Source organism: Azospirillum canadense (assembly GCF_025961225.1).
GTDB lineage: Bacteria > Pseudomonadota > Alphaproteobacteria > Azospirillales > Azospirillaceae > Azospirillum > Azospirillum canadense.
The window spans coordinates 1,123,657-1,139,225 of sequence record NZ_JAOQNG010000010.1 but is presented as its reverse complement, the minus strand read 5'-3'; the positions used below and the strand labels follow the sequence as shown (position 1 = coordinate 1,139,225).

Genomic DNA, 15,569 nt, shown 5'->3' with positions numbered 1-15,569 from the left:
CGTCGTGACGCCGAGGCAACAAGGCTAAGGAGAGGGAGGGACCATGCGCGATCCGCGCGCAATCGTCATCACCGGGGCGTCGAGCGGCATCGGGGAGGCGCTGGCCTGCGCCTACGCCGCGCCGGGCGTCCGGCTGGCGCTCACCGGGCGCGACGCCGGCCGGTTGGGGGCGGTGGCCGACCGGTGCCGGAGTTTGGGCGCGGAGGTCGAAGAGGCGGTGGTCGACGCGGCCGACCGGGCCGCGATGGCGGACTGGTTGGGTGGGCTGGACCGACGGGCGCCGGTGGATTTGGTCATCGCCAACGCTGGCGTTTCCGCCGGGACGGGCGGCGGCACGGAGAGCGAGGAGCAGGCGCGGCGAATCTTCCAGGTGAATGTGGACGGCGTGCTGAACACCGTGCACCCGTTGCTGCCGGGCATGCAGGCGCGGCGGCGGGGGCAGATCGCGCTGATGGCGTCGCTGGCCGGGTTCCGCGGGATGCCCGGCGCGCCAGCCTACTGCGCGAGCAAGGCGGCGGTGCGGGTCTATGGCGAGTCTCTGCGCGGGGACTTGGCCGGGCAGGGGATCGGGGTGTCGGTGATCTGCCCCGGCTTCGTGAAGAGCCGCATGACCGCGGTGAACCGCTTCCCCATGCCGTTCCTGATGGAGACGGACCGGGCGGCGCAGGTCATCCGGCGCGGGCTGGCGCGGAACCGGGGGCGGATTTCCTTCCCCTGGCCGATGGCCGCGGCGGTCTGGCTGTTGGCCGCCCTGCCGGCGGGGTGGACGGACGCGCTGCTGCGGCAGGCGCCGCGGAAGGGGTGAAGGGGGAGCGTGGGGAGTGGTGAGTGGTTGCGTTGGGCCCCCACCCTAACCCTCCCCCATCTTCGACGGGGGAGGGGACTGCCGCCGCGTTCCTGAATGCCCTCCCCCGCGAAGTGGGGGAGGGTTGGGTGGGGGCCCAACTCAAGGACTTATGTTATGCCTTCGAATACCCCCACACCGACGCCGGGGGCACGTTCAGGGGGGTAAAGCCCAGGCGCTTGCCCTTCAGGCCGAGGGCGCGCTGGTTCAGGGGGGAACCGACACCGTAGGTGTAGAGCACGAAGCGTCCACCGTCGGGAAGAATCCGGAAGCAGGCCTCGACGACCTCCTTCTGGACGCGCATCGGCAGGTTCAGCATGGGGATGCCGATCACCACCGTGCCGACCTTGCCGACGAGGTTGGGGCCGAGCAGATCCGCCGCCTTGCGGCAGTCGTCGTGGACGACGTTCACGTCCGGGTAATGGCCGCGCAGGTAATGGCTGAGGTGGTCGTCGATCTCGAAGGTGAAGATGCGCTCGCCGGGGATGCCTGATTGCAGCAGGGCCTTGGTGATCGCGCCGGTGCCGCCGCCGAATTCAACGACGATCTGGTCGGGGCCGCAGACGACATGCTGACGGATCAATTTGCACAAGGCACCGGAGGACGGTGTAACGGAGCCCATAGACAGGGGATTTGCCAACCAACGCTGGAAGAAAAGCCACGCGGCCGGCGGCGTCTTGCCGCTTTTTTGCTTTTCGGCGACGGTGATTTCCGTTGGTGTCATGGTCGGCCTTTCGCCGTTGGCTGTTGAGCGTTTTAACCCCGGGGCTAAACAAGCAAGAGCCGCAGGGGGTCCCGAACGTTATGTTTCCGTTAAGCACTTATGTCCGATCCGCCACCCCCCTGCAACCCGCGGGAAGGCCCGGCCGATATGACGATGGTGCTAGCGCAAAAGCTCCTGCCCTGCGTAGGACAGGCCGCTGGCAACCAGCGCAAAGAACACCAGGGAAGCGATGGTGAGGCCGAGCGCGCCCGCGATCGCCGCACCATCGCGTTCGATCAGGCCGAGCGACAGCAGCACGAGCGCGAAGCCCGGCAGCCAGCCGGTCAGAGGCAGCGGCACGACGCAGGTCAGCGACAGAAGCAGGACCAGCACGCCGAACCAGCGTTCCCCGTCGATGTTGGCGAATCGCGGGAAGCGGGGTTTCAGCATGCGCTCGATCCCCGTCAGGCGCGGCATCGCCGCGTCGATCATGCGCACCGCCATGTTGCGGCTGACCGAACGGCGCAGCAGCCAGTCGGGCAGGGCGGTGCCCGTCCGGCCGAAAGCCATGCGCGCGGAGAACAGCAGGATCGGCAAATCGAACAGGCAGGACACGCCGAGCGGCACCGGCGCCACGGTCGGCAGCGCCAGTGCCAGCAGGATGGTGCCGAGCGAGCGGTCGCCGAGCGCGCGGACGAGGTCGCCGAGCGAGACCCGGCCTTCCGGCAGGTTCGCGCGGAACGCGGCCAGGACGTCGGAGGTTCGCTCCTCGGTGTCTTCGCCGGTGGCCGGTTCGCTGTAGGGCACGCCGCGGGACGCGCTCATACGCCGGCCTCCGCAGCCGCGGACTCGTAAGCTTCCAGGAATTCCAACCAGCTTTCCTCGGCGGTGGCGAGTTTCTTTTCGACAAGGCCCAAGTCGATCTGCAGCTTCTGCAGCTTGTCGCTGGGGCCGCTGTAGAGGCCGGGATCGGCGAGCTTCGCCTCGATCTTCCGCTTCTCCTCGCTCAGCTTGTTGACCAGCGATTCGGCGTCGGTCGCCTTCTTCTTCAAGGGGGCGAGCGTCGCGCGCGCCTCCGCGGCGGCGCGGCGCTGGTCCTTGCGGCTGGGCCCCGCGTCGCCGGCATCGCCCTTGGCGACGGCGCGCTCCGCCTTCGCCCGGTCCAGCAGGAAGCGGCGGTAATCGTCCAGGTCGCCGTCGTAGGCGGAGACGGTGCCGTCGGCGACCAGGAGCAAGCGGTCGGCGGTCAGTTCGATCAGGTGGGGGTCGTGGCTGATGAGGATCACCGCGCCCTCGAAACCGTTGATCGCCTCGATCAGCGCCTCGCGGCTGTCGACGTCCAGGTGGTTGGTCGGCTCGTCGAGCATCAGGATGTGAGGCGTTTCGCGGCTCATCAGCGCCAGCAGAAGGCGCGCCTTCTCGCCGCCGGACAGGTCGGAGATGCGGGTTTCCGCCTTGCTCTGCTGGAAGCCGAAGCGGCCGAGATGGGCGCGCACCTTCTCCTCCGGCGCCAGCGGCATGATGCGCTGGGTCTGCTGGATGGGGGTGAGCGACAGGTCCAGCTCGTCCTGCTGGTGCTGGGCGAAATAGCCGACGCGCAGCTTGTTCGGCCGACGCACGTCGCCGCCCATGGCGTCCAGACGGCCGGCCAGCAGCTTCACCAGCGTGGACTTACCGTTGCCGTTGGCGCCCAGCAGGGCGATGCGGTCGTCCATGTCGATGCGCAGGTTGACCCGGCGCAGCACGGCGCGTTCGCCATAGCCGATGGTGACGTTCTCCAGCGCGATCAGCGGCGGGGCCATTTCGTCCGGCTGGGGGAAGTTGAAGACGACCTCGGCGTCGTCTTCCATCAGCGTGATGGTCTCCAGCTTCTCCAGCGCCTTCAGGCGGCTCTGCGCCTGGCGGGCCTTGGTGGCCTTATAGCGAAAGCGTTCGACGAAGGCCATCATGTGCTTGCGCTTGGCCTCCTGCTTGGTAGCCATGGCTTGCAGCCGCTCCTGGTTGGCGCGGCGCTGCTTTAGGAACTGGTCGTAGTTGCCGGCGTAGGTCACCAGCTTCCCGTGGTCCACATGGATGGTCGTGGTCGGGACCGAGTTCAAGAGGTCGCGGTCATGGCTGACCAGCAGGATGGTGTGCGGGTAGTTCTTAAGGTAGCTCTCCAGCCACAGTGTGGCTTCCAGGTCGAGGTGGTTGGTTGGCTCGTCGAGTAGCAGCAGGTCGGGCCGCGCGAACAGCACGCCGGCCAGCGCCACGCGCATCCGCCAGCCGCCCGAAAAGTCGGAGCAGGGGCGCTGCTGCGCGTCCGCGTCGAAGCCCAGGCCCGACAGCACCTGCGCCGCGCGCGACGGCGCGGAGTGCGCCTCGATGTCGGCAAGGCGGGCGTGGATCTCGCCAATGCGCATGGGGTCGGTGGCGGTTTCCGCCTCCGCCAGCAGGGCGGTGCGCTCCGTGTCGGCGGCCAGCACCGTGTCCAGCAGGCTGGTGGCGCCGCTCGGCGCCTCCTGCGCGACCATGCCGATCTTCGTGCCGGTGGGCACGGAGATTGCCCCAGCGTCCGTCTGGAGCTGGCCGGCGATGAGCTTCAGCAGGGTGGACTTTCCGGTGCCGTTGCGGCCGACCAGGGCCACGCGGTGGCCCTTCGACACGACCGCGGTCGCGCGGTCGAACAGCACCCGTCCGCCGAAGCGGAACGTCAGATCGTTGATGTGCAGCATGGCCGGGTCGGTGTACCACGAGGCCGCCCCCGATTTGAAGCGGAACGGGTGACAAGCGTTCGTCATGGCAGCCACCACGAAGCGGTTGCCGTGATCGAAAAGCGCCTATATAACCCCGCGCAACCGGCGCCCCGGGCAACAGGTGGCGCCCCATAACGCTTTTCCAGCAGGAGCCCACCGCCATGGCCGTCGAACGGACCCTCTCGATCATCAAGCCCGATGCCACCCGCCGCAACCTGACCGGCAAGATCAACGCCAAGTTCGAGGACGGTGGCCTGCGCATCGTCGCGCAGAAGCGCGTCCAGCTGTCGAAGGCCCAGGCCGAGCAGTTCTACGGTGTGCACCGCGAGCGTCCGTTCTTCAACGACCTCGTCTCTTTCATGATCTCCGGCCCGGTCGTCCTGCAGGTGCTGGAAGGCGAGAACGCCATCGCCCGCAACCGCGAGATCATGGGTGCCACCAACCCGGCCAACGCCGCCGAGGGCACCATCCGCAAGGAGTTCGCCGAGTCGATCGAGGCCAACTCGGTGCACGGCTCCGACGCTCCGGAGACCGCCGCGCAGGAGATCGCCTTCTTCTTCGCCGGCATCGAGCTGGTCGGCTGATTTCAGCCGCCGGTTCGTGAGGGCCGGGTTGCAAGAATTGCCGAAGGGCCGCCCCATCCGGGCGGCCTTTTTGCGTTCCCCGTCCCGAACTTGTCTCGCGGCACAGGCAAAGCCCCGTGGACAGCCGAGGCGAGTTCGAGTATTCGGGGAACCAACCGCCAGGAGTACCCCCGATGGAAAGCCAGGACAGCAAGCCGATCGTCGCCTCCCTTCTGGAGCCGCTGCCCCAGCTCGTGACGGGGCGAAACGACCTGAGCGAGCCTGGCGTGGTCGAGTTGCTGGTGCGCGGCTATGTGGACCAGTGCCTGTCGGCCTTCCAGCAGGTGCTGGGCAACGAGCTGGACATGGACACCGCCATCGACGCCATCAACGGCCAGGCGACGGCGCTGAACGCGGTGTTCCTGGGGGCGAGCGGATTCAACACGGTGGTGGTGCATCCCTGGAACTCCGCCGACCAGCTCGGCGTGTTCCTGCGCGACGCGCTGGACCTGGACTTCGCGCCGGAGGACAGCGTCCGGGCCGGGCTGATCCATCTGGCGACCCACGTCATGCACGCGATCCAGGGCGGTCAGGACGCCTGGGAACAGCAGGTGGACGCGCTGGTCGGCGAAATGCGCGACCTGCTGCTGGGCCGGCTACCGGGGCAGTGATCGATTGTCTCCGTCATTCCCGCGAAGGCGGGAATGACGGGAAGAAAACGCCTACAGCAGGAAAATCGCCATCAGGATCAGCAGGACCACCACGGCGCCGGTGCCGATGGTGAGGAAGCGCGTGAAGGCGTGCCAGCCGGCCGCGTGCTCGCGGACCAATTCGTCGCTGACCTCGTTGTGGGTGTGTTCGGTAACCGCCATGTCGTCCCCCCTTTGATTGCGCCTTATTCGGCGGAAAATGTAAGGGGTGCCGACGATTCCGGCAAGGGTTCCGCTGGCGTGGCCAACAATCGGCTCAGGTCGGCCGTTCAGGCCGTCGGGTTGATCAGCGCGGGCAGGGCGGGAATGTCGCCGCTCAGCAGGACGCGGTCGCCCTCCACCCGGGTGCGCCCCTCGGCGATCAGGCGGACGGCCTGCGGGTAGATGCGGTGTTCCGACTCCAGGACCCGGTCGGCGAGCGTGTGGGCGTCGTCGCCGGGCAGCACGGGGACCGCGGCCTGGGCGATGATGGGGCCCTCGTCCATCTCCGGACGGACGTAATGGACGGTGCAACCGTGGAAGCGGACGCCGGCGGCCAGCGCGCGCCCGTGCGTGTCCAGCCCCTTGAAGGAGGGCAGCAGCGACGGGTGGATGTTGATCAGCCGGTCGCGCCAGGTGTCCACGAACCAGGGCGACAGCAGGCGCATGAAGCCGGCGAGGCAGACCAGCTCGACGCCGGCCGCGCGCAGGCGCGCGTCCATCGCCTCCTCGAAGGCCTGCTTGTCGCCGGGGTGGTCGCGATGGCTGACCACCGCGGTGGGAACGCCGGCGGATGCCGCGCGCTCCAACCCATAGGCGTCGGCCTTGTTGGACAGGACCAGCGCGATCTCGGCCGGGAAATCCGGGGCGGCGCAGGCGTCGAGCAACGCCTGCAGGTTGCTGCCGCGCCCGGAAATCAGAACGCCAACCTTCAGGCGCGCCATTCCGTGTCCATCCCGCTGACGGTCACGCGGGCCTCGCCGTCCTTGATGGCGTGGACCGTGCCGACGGTGAAGACCGTCTCGCCCCCCTCAGCCAGGATCTCGGCCGCCTGCTGCGCCTTCTCCGCCGGGACCGCGATGACCATGCCGAGGCCGGTGTTGAAGGTGCGCGCCATGTCCAGCGGAGTCAGCCCGCCCGTCTTCATCAGCCAGGAGAAGACCGGCGGCAGCGGCCACTTGGTCGCGTCCAGCGTCACGCCCAGCCCGTCCGGCAGGACGCGCGGGATGTTCTCGATCAGGCCGCCGCCGGTGATGTGCGCCATGGCGTTCACCGTGCCGGCGCGGATGGCGGCCAGCGTGCTCTTCACATAGATGCGCGTCGGGACCAGCAGCGCCTCGCCCAGAGTCTTCCCGGCGTCCCAGGGGCAGGGCGAATCGTAGCCGAGGCCGGACTTCTCCACCAGCTTGCGCACCAGCGAGTAGCCGTTGGAGTGCACGCCCGAGGAGGCGAGGCCAAGCAGCACATCGCCCGCCTGCACCTTCGACCCGGTCAGCGCGTTCTGGCGCTCCACGGCGCCGACGGAGAAGCCGGCGAGGTCGTAGTCGTCGGCCGCGTACATGCCGGGCATCTCGGCCGTCTCGCCGCCGACCAGCGCGCAGCCCGCCTGACGGCAGCCCTCGGCGATGCCGGCGACGATGGCGCGGCCGGCGGCCACGTCCAGCTTGCCCATGGCGTAGTAGTCGAGGAACAGCAGAGGCTCAGCACCCTGCACGACGAGGTCGTTGACGCACATCGCCACGAGGTCGATGCCGACCGTGTCGTGCTTCTTCGCCAGGATGGCGACCTTCAGCTTCGTGCCGACACCGTCCGTGGTGGCGACCAGGAGCGGATCCTGGTACCCGGCCGCGCGGAGGTCGAACAGCGCACCGAAGCCGCCCAGCCCGGCGTCGGAGCCCGGGCGCGCGGTGGATCGTGCGAGCGGCTTGATCGCGTCAACGAGCGCGTTGCCCGCGTCAATGTCCACGCCGGCCTGCTTGTAGGCGTCGGACGTGTTATTAGACTGGGTGCTGATGGTATCCTCGCTTGGGCTGAGCTATATACCTGGGCCGAACTGGCCGGGTCGCCGGAACGGGCCGAACATACTCGAATCGGAAGGCATTGCAATGCTCCACCGCCGCCACGCGCCGCTGTTTGCGGGCTTCGCCCCCGTCATCGTGGCCGCCGCCCTCCTGACGCTGGCCGTTCCCGGCGGTTCCGCCCGGGCGCAAGCCACGGGCGCCGCCCCGCCCGCCGCACCCGCCGCCGCTCCGGTGGCAGTTCCGGCGGCGACGGGCGTGGCGCCGTCCGCGGCGCTGGCGGCGGACGGCTACACGGTCCAGGGGGTCAAGGTGGACGTCAGCGCGGCCAACGCCAACGCCGCGCGCGACCAGGCGATCCGCGAGGCGCAGCTGAAGGCCTGGGCCGAGATGTACAAGCGCCTCGTCCCCAACGCCGCCAACGCTCCGAAGGTGTCGGACAACGACCTCGCCCGGCTGGTGCAGGGCTTCGAGATCGACGACGAGAAGGTGTCGGCCACCCGCTACCTGGGCAGCATCACCGTGCGATTCCGCCCCAACGCAGTGCGCGAGATGCTGGGCGGTGCCGCGCAGCAGTATGTGGAGCCGCCGGCCCGGCCCTTCGTCGTGCTGCCGGTCACCGTGACCGACGGGCGCCCGGTCCTGTGGGAGGACCGCACCGCCTGGCGCGAGGCGTGGGAGGGCCGTCCGGCCGGCGGGACGCTGGTGCCGCTGGTGGTGCCGGACGGGGAGCTGTCGGACATCTCCGCCATCGGCGTGAACGAGGCGCTGGCCGGCACGCCGGAGGCGCTGGCCCGCATCGCCCAGCGCTACAACGCCGCCGGGGTGATCGTCGCCAAGACGGACCTGCCGAGCGGCGGTCCGGACCTCGGCCGGCCGCTGGCGGTGGAGGTCACGCGCTATGCGCCGGACGGGTCGAAGGACCAGCAGGCGGTCAACGTGAAGGCCGACCCGTCGGACCGCACCGCCGACTTCCTGGGCCGCGCCGTCACCTTCGTCACCGCGGCGGTGGACGAATCCTGGCGCCGCGAGAATACCATGCCGACCGGGCCGGAGCAGTCCACCCTGGTGCGCGTGCCGCTGTCGAGCCTGACCGACTGGGTGGAAACCCGCAAGCGGCTGGGCGGTGTGCAGGGCATCACCCGCACCGACGTGGTGTCGCTGAGCCGGTACGAGGCGGTGGTCGCCCTGACCCACCGCGGCGACGTGGAGCGGCTGCGCCAGCAGATGGCGCGCCGTGACCTTGGCCTGTCCCGCACCAGCGCGGTCGCGGTGCCCGCACCGATGCCGCCCGCGCAGCCGGGGATGCCGCCGGTGGCGCAGCCGGTCGCCGACTGGCAATTGCAGGTGCTGCCGCGCGGCGCCGGGGCTGACCTCCTGTCGACCGCGCCGGCCCAAACAGCGCCGGCCCAAACAGCGCCAGTCCAGCCGGCGGCGTCCGCCGTGCCCGCGCCGGTGGGCGGCGCAACCAGCGGCGTGGCGCCGGGGGCGCCGCCGCGCGTGCTGGGGACCTTGCCCGCGACCGGGCCTACTCGTTATTGAGCCTGGCCCGTTTCAAAGTGTCGCAACGGCGAAAGAGTCCGCGGTGAGCATTCCGAACATAATCACCTTTCTCCGCATCCTGGCCGTTCCCGTCGCCGTCTACTTCATTCTGGCGGGCGAGCTGGGCGTGGCCTTCTGGCTGTTCGTCGGCGCCGCCGTGTCGGACGGGCTGGACGGGGCGGTCGCGCGCATGTTCCGCGCCCGCACGGTGCTGGGCGCCTACCTGGACCCCATCGCCGACAAGGCGCTGCTGGTCAGCGTCTACGTCTCGCTGGGGCACATGGACGTGCTGCCGTTGTGGCTGGTGATCCTGGTGGTGTTCCGCGACGTGATGATCGTCGGCGGCGTGATGCTGCTGTACACGCTGAAGGAGTCGCTGGCGATGCAGCCGCTCTACATCAGCAAGATCAACACGGCGGTGCAGTTGGCGCTGGCCGCGGCGGCGCTCGCCCCGGCCGGGCTGGGGCTGCCGGACTTCCAACTCTTCGGCATGGGGCTGCTGCCGCTTCTGATCTGGGCTTGCGCGGCGACGACGGTGCTGTCGGGGTTGGCCTACGTCTACCGGGGCGGTCTGCTGTTCAACCGGCACGGGGGCGTGCCCTGATGCCGGACCAGCGCGTGCCAGGTGCGCGGCCGGATCCGCGGACATCCACCCGTCAGCTGCGGTTCTGGCTGATCGGGGCGGGGCTGTTCGTCCTGGCCCTGTGGCTGCTGTCCGGCATGCTGCTGCCCTTCGTGGTCGGGCTGGCCGTCGCCTATCTGCTCGACCCCGTGGTGGACCGGCTGGAGGGCTGGCGCCTGCCGCGCTGGCTGGCCACGACGCTGGTCCTGCTGTCCTTCGTGGTCGTCCTGGTCGTGGTGACCCTGCTTCTGCTGCCGCTGGTGCAGGCGCAGGTCGCGCACTTGATCGAGGTTTTGCCGAATTACGCCACCGCGCTGCGCGCGCGCGTGCTGCCGATGGTCGAGCGGCTGGTGCACCGCCTGTCGCCCGAGGATGTGGAGCGGCTGCGCGGGGCGGCCGGGAACTACGCGGGGGAGATGGTCGGCTGGGTCGGCCGGGTGCTGTCCGGCATCCTGTCCGGCGGGCTGGCGCTGTTCGACGTGCTGTCGGTCCTGTTCATCACCCCGGTCGTCGCCTTCTACCTGATGCGCGACTGGGACCTGCTGGTCGCCAAGGTGAACGGCTGGCTGCCGTTGGACCACGCGGCGACGATCCGGCAGCAGGCGCGTCAGGTGGACGCGACGCTGGCCGGATTCGTGCGCGGGCAGGCGCTGGTCTGCCTGGTGTTGGGGCTGTTCTACGCGGTGGCGCTGTCGGCGGCCGGCCTCGACTTCGGGCTGGTCATCGGGCTGCTGGCGGGGTTGCTGTCCTTCATTCCCTACGTCGGCACGCTGTTCGGATTCGTGTCGAGCACCGGGCTTGCCCTGTTGCAGTTCGACGACCTGTGGCGCGTCGGCATCGTGGTGGGGATCTTCCTGTTCGGCCAGGCGGTGGAGGGCAACGTCCTGACGCCGAAGCTGGTCGGGGAAAAGGTCGGCCTGCACGCGGTGTGGGTCATCTTCGCCCTGCTGGCGGGCGGAACGCTGTTCGGCTTCGTGGGCGTGCTGCTGGCCGTGCCGGTGGCGGCGGTGATCGGCGTCCTGACGCGCTTCGCGCTGGGCCGCTACCTGGAAAGCCCCTATTACCGGGGCGACGCGGCGCCATGAAGAGGCGGCCATGACCATAGCCGCGCAGCTTCCGCTCGACCTCGGCCACCGCGTCGCCATCGGCAGCGAGGACTTCCTGGTCGCGCCCAGCAACGCCGACGCCGTGGCGTGGCTCGACCGCTGGCCGTCCTGGCCGGCGCCCGCCCTGGCTGTCTACGGGCCGGCCGGCTGCGGCAAGACGCATCTGGGCCATGTCTGGCGGGCGCGCAGCCACGCGCCGATCGTCAGTGGGGACACGCTGGATTCGGCCGACCTGCCGGCCCTGCTCGGCCGCGCCAACGCCGTGGTGGTGGAGGACGCCGACCGAGTGGCCGGCATGCCGGCGCGGGAGGAGGCGCTGTTCCACCTCTACAACCTTGCGCGCGACTCGGGCGGCCATCTGCTGCTGCTGTCGCGCAAGCCGCCAGCGCGCTGGCGCGTGAAGCTGCCGGACCTGCGGTCCCGCATCAAGGCGGCGCCCGCGGTGGGGGTGGAGGCGCCGGACGACGCCCTGCTGGCCGCTGTGCTGGTGAAGCTGTTCGCCGACCGCCAGTTGCGGCCGGGCATGGATCTCCTCACCTACCTGCTGACGCGGATGGAGCGTTCGCTCGACGCCGCGCGGCGGGTGGTCGCCGCCCTTGACCGGGCGTCGCTGGCCGCGCACCGTCCGTTGACCGTCCCGCTCGCCCGCGAGGTGCTGGCCGAGTTGGACCACGAAACGGGAGGTAAGGACGATGGATCTGGGAATCGCCGGCCGCCGCGCCATCGTGTGCGCAGCCAGCAAGGGGCTGGGTAAGGCCTGCGCGCTGGCCCTGGCGCAGGAAGGCGTTCACGTCACCGTCACCGCGCGCAGCCGCGACGTGCTGGAAGCGACGGCGGAGGAGATCCGCAAGGCGACCGGCGTCACCGTGACCACCGCCGTGGGCGACATCGCGACGGAGGAAGGGCGCGCCGCGGCGCTGGCCGCCTGTCCGGAGCCGGACATCCTGGTGAACAACGCCGGCGGCCCGCCGCCGGGCGACTTCCGCGAGTGGGAGCGCGAGCATTGGATCCGCGCGGTGGAGGCCAACATGCTGGCCCCGATCTTCCTGATCAAGGCGACGGTGGACGGCATGATCGCCCGCAAGTTCGGGCGGATCGTCAACGTCACCTCGGGCGCGGTGAAGGCGCCGATCTCCAACCTGGGCCTGTCGAACGGCGCGCGCGCCGGCCTGACCGGCTTCGTCGCCGGCCTGTCGCGGCAGACGGTCCGGCACAACGTGACCATCAACAACCTGCTGCCCGGCCCCTTCGAAACCGACCGCCTGCGCACTACCATGGAAGGGGCGGCCAAGGCCAACAACCGCAGCGTGGACGACGAGATGGCCGCGCGCCGCGCCACCAATCCGTCCGGCCGCTTCGGCGATCCGGCGGAGTTCGGGGCGATGTGCGCCTTCCTGTGTTCCGCCCAAGCCGGCTTCATGACTGGCCAGAACGTGCTGCTGGACGGCGGGGCCTATCCGGGAACGCTGTGATGGTGTGAGGGCTGGGGGCGCCGCCCTGGCGGCTGCCCCCAGGACTTACCGCTCACTGGTACTTGGCGAGGACGGCCGTGTAGGCCGGGGTCTTCAGGAAGTTCTCGAAAGCGGCCTGGACCAGAGCGACATGGTCCGGCGGGGTCGACTTGGAGGTCGCCACCCACAGCGGCAGGTCGCGCAGTTCAAACTTGCGCTCGATCTGGCCGGCCGGGACTTCCGCCTCGCGCATGCCGGCGGTCGCCATGTAGCCCTGCGACATCCAGGCGTTGAGGCGGCCGGCGACCAGCTTCTTGGCGTTCATGGACTCGGCGGCCACACCCTGCATCACGCTTTCCAGGTTCAGCTCCTTCGCCACGCTTTCCGGCGCGCCGCCGGACAGCACGCCGAGCGACAGGACCTGGAGCAGATCGTCCTTGTTGGCGGGCTTGGCGGCGCCGGCCGGGACATAGACGTACATCTTCTCTTCCAGGATCTTCGCCACCCAGGTCCAGTCGGGCTCGCGCACGGGGGTGCGGGCGAAGGGCGACACCAGGCTGTCCGGCTCGCCGATGGCGTCGGACTGGGCGCGCTTCCACGGAACGGCGCTGACGATCTCGTAGTTCAGGTTCGCGGCCGACAGGGCGCCCGTCATGATCTCCAGGATCACGCCGCTGCCTTTGCCCCCTTCCGCCTCGTTGATGTAGGGCGGAATGATCCCGGTGTGGATCTTGAAGGTCTGCGCGGAGGCAGCGCCGGTCAGCGCGAACACCATCGACAGGCCGAGTAGAATCTTTCGCATCGCGTAGCCCCCAGAGTTCTCGTTCTTGTGCGGGGCGGCGCCGGGCCGCTTCACTGGGGCACAATGTTTCCGCGATCGGAGATGGAATGTGAACCTGAGTTCAAGGGGTGCGGCGAAAAGTTACACGCCGGGGTTGGTTGAGTACAAAGAAATTTCGTCTGGAGACGGACCCGTCCGGCGGTCACGCCTGCCAGAAGGCGGGCATGTCGCGGAAGGCCCGCCATAGGTCGGCCGACTGCTTGCGCCGCTTTCCGGTGCGCTTCGCCAGCCATTTGGCCGCTGCGTCGGCGGCGGAACGGTGGGAAGGAACCTCGTCAGCCAGCTGGCGCAGCAGGTTCCGCGCGACGGCCGCATCGTGGTCGGCGTCCAGGGCGTCCAGCATCGCCTCCAGCGCGCCGATGAACGGGAGCGTCGCGGATTCGGCGTAGAGGCCGCGGAAGAACTCCACCGTGTAGCGCAGCTTGCGCAGGCGTCGGCGCAGCCGGTCGCGCGCAGCGCCGGCCTCGTCGCCGTCCCGATCGGACAAGTCCTTTCCGGCCTTCACCGCCTTCGCGTGCTGGACGGCCAGCCACGCGCCGGACAGGCTGGCCATCGGCCGGTCGAGCTGCGCGCGCAACGCCGGGTCGGCCCCGCTGTGCCAGCGTCCGTCCTCCAGCCAAGCGCCGAGCGCCAGGATCAGCCCGGTGCAGCGCGGAGACTGGATGGCCCGCACCGCGTCCTCCGCGGGGGCGCGACGCGCTTGGCGCACGGCGTCCGCAAGGGCGGGCAGGCCGTCGGGGGCCTTGTCCGACGCCGCCAACGGCGCGATCACATTGGACAGCAGCACGTCCCATTCCCGCGCCGGGCCGAGCTGGCCGATGAACCAGCGGATGCCGTCACCGGCGTGACAAGCCTCCGGCTTGCCGACCAGGGGGCGGAACAGGCGAATCGCGGTGCGCAAGCGGCGCAGGGCGACGCGCATCTGGTGCAGGCCCTCCACGTCGCCGCCGGCAAGTGCGCAGGCCTCGTTGGCGAGAAGCTGGCGCAGGCAGTGGCGGACGATGTGCCGGTACGCCTCCGCCACCGTGGTGACGGGGGACAGGCCCAGCGGTTCCGGCAGGACGGGGGTGGGCAGGCGGCCGGTGACGAGGCGGTAGCCGACCTCCGCCTTGCTCTCCGTCCCGATGCGGGCGGGCACGCTGCGTTGGAGCGCCAACGCGGCGTCGAACAGGCGGCCGACGCGTCCGGCCTTGAGTTCCAGCTCCACTTCGCTGATCGGGGCACAGGCGTTGCCGGCGGTGATCCGACCTTCGTCGACGGCGAGTTCGATCGCGGTCAGCGTGTCGGGGCGGAAGAGGAGGGTGGTGCGCTGGAATTCCGTGGTGAAGAGGGGAACCAGCGCGCCGCGCGCGTCCGCCGGGACGAGGACGGCCACGCCCTCCGCCTCCAGCGGGGTGAGGTCCGGTTCGGCGCCGGCGATGGTCCAGTCCCACTCCTTGCGGACGGCGACGGCGGCCGAATCGCCGGAGGTGGCGGAATTGACCGTCTTCAGCGTCTGGATGAAGCGGCCGTCCTCCCGCCGCACGCGCAGGGCCACGCCGTTGGCGTAGAGTCGCAGGTCGGGCGTGTCGAAATAGACCGTGTGCAGATGGCGGACGACCGGATCGCCGTCCGCATGCTCCCGCAGCGCGGGAAGCGCCGGCACGCGGCCGAGGTCGCGTGGGTCGAGAAGGAGCTTCATCTCCACCTCGCGCACGGCGGACGGCCCAGCGGACGGCGCGCCAGACGGCACGGGGGCGGCGGTTGGGGGCACGGTCGGCAAAAGGCGGACTCCCGAGTGGAGCTGGCGAGTGGAGTTGGCCCGAGTGGAGCTGGCCGGAGTGGGGCAGGCCGGAGTGGGGCAGGCCTGAAATACTCCAACCGGAGAAGGGCGTTAAGAGAGTTTGCGCGGCAGGATGAAATCGGCGAGCCGCCCGGCGCCGAGGTCGAGGTCGCGCCAATGGACGGTTTCGAACAGCAGGACCGCGCAGGCTCCGGTCGGGAATTTCTCCTCCAGCGCCCGGCGGTGCCCGTCGTCGCCGGAACCGGTCAGCTCCCGCGCGAGGTCGTGGAGGTCGGGGTTGTGGGCGACCAGCATCAGCGACGCCGCCGATTCCGGCGCATCGCGCAGCCGCTCCAGCAGGACCCGCGCACCGCAAAGGTACAGGCCGCGCTCGTACTCCACGGGCAGGTTGGGGAGGTCCATGGCGGCGAGGACCCGGCGCAGCGTGTCCTCCGCCCGCGCGGCCGTGGAGCACAGGGCGAGGTCGAAGTGCGCCTTGCGCTCCTTCAGGTAGGCGCCGACGCGCCGGCTGGCCTTCTGCCCGCGCGGCGCCAGGGGGCGGTCGTGGTCGTCGAGATCCGGATCATCCCACGCGGACTTGCCGTGGCGCAAAAGGTATAGGGTTTTCATGGTGGATTGCCCCTCCCGGCGTGATCGGCCGCTCTTGAACCTGTTTTACGCGCGGGTCTATCG

At 69.9% G+C, this 15,569-nt stretch carries 17 protein-coding genes; 8 read left to right on the top strand and 9 right to left on the bottom strand.

What is annotated here, in order from left to right; all coding sequences use genetic code 11:
- Positions 1 to 43 precede the first annotated feature (43 nt).
- Entirely contained in the window at positions 44 to 805 is a 762-nt protein-coding gene (locus M2351_RS41120; protein WP_264661724.1) for an SDR family NAD(P)-dependent oxidoreductase, read from the top strand.
- A 154-nt stretch (positions 806 to 959) separates the two neighbouring features.
- On the opposite strand, the gene M2351_RS41115 is transcribed toward M2351_RS41120, so the two are convergent.
- The 3 genes from M2351_RS41115 to M2351_RS41105 form a co-directional block, all read right to left on the bottom strand.
- Positions 960 to 1,427 (bottom strand): class I SAM-dependent methyltransferase, encoded by a 468-nt coding sequence (locus tag M2351_RS41115; RefSeq protein WP_264661723.1) that lies wholly within the window; start codon positions 1,425 to 1,427, stop codon positions 960 to 962.
- Between the two features lie 300 nt (positions 1,428 to 1,727).
- Positions 1,728 to 2,372, bottom strand: coding sequence for an exopolysaccharide biosynthesis protein (locus tag M2351_RS41110; RefSeq protein ID WP_264661722.1), 645 nt, complete (start codon positions 2,370 to 2,372; stop codon positions 1,728 to 1,730).
- Positions 2,369 to 4,261, bottom strand: a complete 1,893-nt coding sequence (locus M2351_RS41105) for an ABC-F family ATP-binding cassette domain-containing protein (protein ID WP_264662438.1) — start codon at positions 4,259 to 4,261, stop codon at positions 2,369 to 2,371. The genes M2351_RS41110 and M2351_RS41105 overlap by 4 nt, the downstream gene beginning before the upstream one ends.
- A gap of 182 nt (positions 4,262 to 4,443) precedes the next feature.
- On the opposite strand from M2351_RS41105, the gene ndk reads away from it, so the two are divergent.
- Together ndk and M2351_RS41095 are read left to right on the top strand one after the other, a co-directional pair.
- Positions 4,444 to 4,866, top strand: a complete 423-nt coding sequence (gene ndk, locus M2351_RS41100) for a nucleoside-diphosphate kinase (RefSeq protein ID WP_014197473.1) — start codon at positions 4,444 to 4,446, stop codon at positions 4,864 to 4,866.
- 173 nt (positions 4,867 to 5,039) lie between these two features.
- Entirely contained in the window at positions 5,040 to 5,516 is a 477-nt protein-coding gene (locus tag M2351_RS41095; RefSeq protein WP_264661721.1) for a hypothetical protein, read from the top strand.
- Positions 5,517 to 5,567: 51 nt separating this feature from the next.
- Here the strand turns inward: M2351_RS41095 and M2351_RS41090 are convergent, their stop codons facing one another.
- The 3 genes from M2351_RS41090 to purM form a co-directional block, all read right to left on the bottom strand.
- A complete protein-coding gene (locus M2351_RS41090) occupies positions 5,568 to 5,717 on the bottom strand; it encodes an aa3-type cytochrome c oxidase subunit IV (protein ID WP_264661720.1) in 150 nt (49 codons plus the stop codon).
- A gap of 107 nt (positions 5,718 to 5,824) precedes the next feature.
- On the bottom strand, positions 5,825 to 6,478 hold the full coding sequence (gene purN / locus M2351_RS41085; RefSeq protein WP_264661719.1) for a phosphoribosylglycinamide formyltransferase: 654 nt from the start codon (positions 6,476 to 6,478) through the stop codon (positions 5,825 to 5,827).
- Entirely contained in the window at positions 6,466 to 7,500 is a 1,035-nt protein-coding gene (gene purM / locus M2351_RS41080) for a phosphoribosylformylglycinamidine cyclo-ligase (protein WP_406567498.1), read from the bottom strand. Before purM ends, purN begins: the two co-directional genes overlap by 13 nt.
- 139 nt (positions 7,501 to 7,639) lie before the next feature.
- Between purM and M2351_RS41075 the strand changes: the two genes are divergently transcribed.
- From M2351_RS41075 to M2351_RS41055, 5 genes are read left to right on the top strand one after another with little or no spacing between them, the layout of a single operon-like run.
- Entirely contained in the window at positions 7,640 to 9,094 is a 1,455-nt protein-coding gene (locus M2351_RS41075; RefSeq protein WP_264661718.1) for a DUF2066 domain-containing protein, read from the top strand.
- Between the two features lie 43 nt (positions 9,095 to 9,137).
- Complete coding sequence (locus M2351_RS41070) at positions 9,138 to 9,698, top strand: CDP-alcohol phosphatidyltransferase family protein (RefSeq protein ID WP_264661717.1); 561 nt, start codon at positions 9,138 to 9,140, stop codon at positions 9,696 to 9,698.
- Entirely contained in the window at positions 9,698 to 10,801 is a 1,104-nt protein-coding gene (locus M2351_RS41065; protein WP_264661716.1) for an AI-2E family transporter, read from the top strand. Before M2351_RS41070 ends, M2351_RS41065 begins: the two co-directional genes overlap by 1 nt.
- A gap of 10 nt (positions 10,802 to 10,811) precedes the next feature.
- Positions 10,812 to 11,576, top strand: coding sequence for an HdaA/DnaA family protein (locus M2351_RS41060; RefSeq protein WP_264661715.1), 765 nt, complete (start codon positions 10,812 to 10,814; stop codon positions 11,574 to 11,576).
- A complete protein-coding gene (locus M2351_RS41055) occupies positions 11,515 to 12,294 on the top strand; it encodes an SDR family oxidoreductase (RefSeq protein WP_264661714.1) in 780 nt (259 codons plus the stop codon). Before M2351_RS41060 ends, M2351_RS41055 begins: the two co-directional genes overlap by 62 nt.
- A 52-nt stretch (positions 12,295 to 12,346) precedes the next feature.
- Here the strand turns inward: M2351_RS41055 and M2351_RS41050 are convergent, their stop codons facing one another.
- The 3 genes from M2351_RS41050 to M2351_RS41040 all read right to left on the bottom strand — a co-directional run bounded on the left by M2351_RS41050 (position 12,347) and on the right by M2351_RS41040 (position 15,506).
- Positions 12,347 to 13,075, bottom strand: coding sequence for a substrate-binding periplasmic protein (locus M2351_RS41050; RefSeq protein ID WP_264661713.1), 729 nt, complete (start codon positions 13,073 to 13,075; stop codon positions 12,347 to 12,349).
- A 181-nt stretch (positions 13,076 to 13,256) separates the two neighbouring features.
- Entirely contained in the window at positions 13,257 to 14,795 is a 1,539-nt protein-coding gene (locus tag M2351_RS41045; protein ID WP_264661712.1) for a CYTH and CHAD domain-containing protein, read from the bottom strand.
- A gap of 192 nt (positions 14,796 to 14,987) precedes the next feature.
- Positions 14,988 to 15,506: a SixA phosphatase family protein gene (locus M2351_RS41040; protein ID WP_264661711.1), complete on the bottom strand. Its 519-nt coding sequence runs from the start codon at positions 15,504 to 15,506 to the stop codon at positions 14,988 to 14,990.
- Between the last annotated feature and the right edge of the window lie 63 nt (positions 15,507 to 15,569).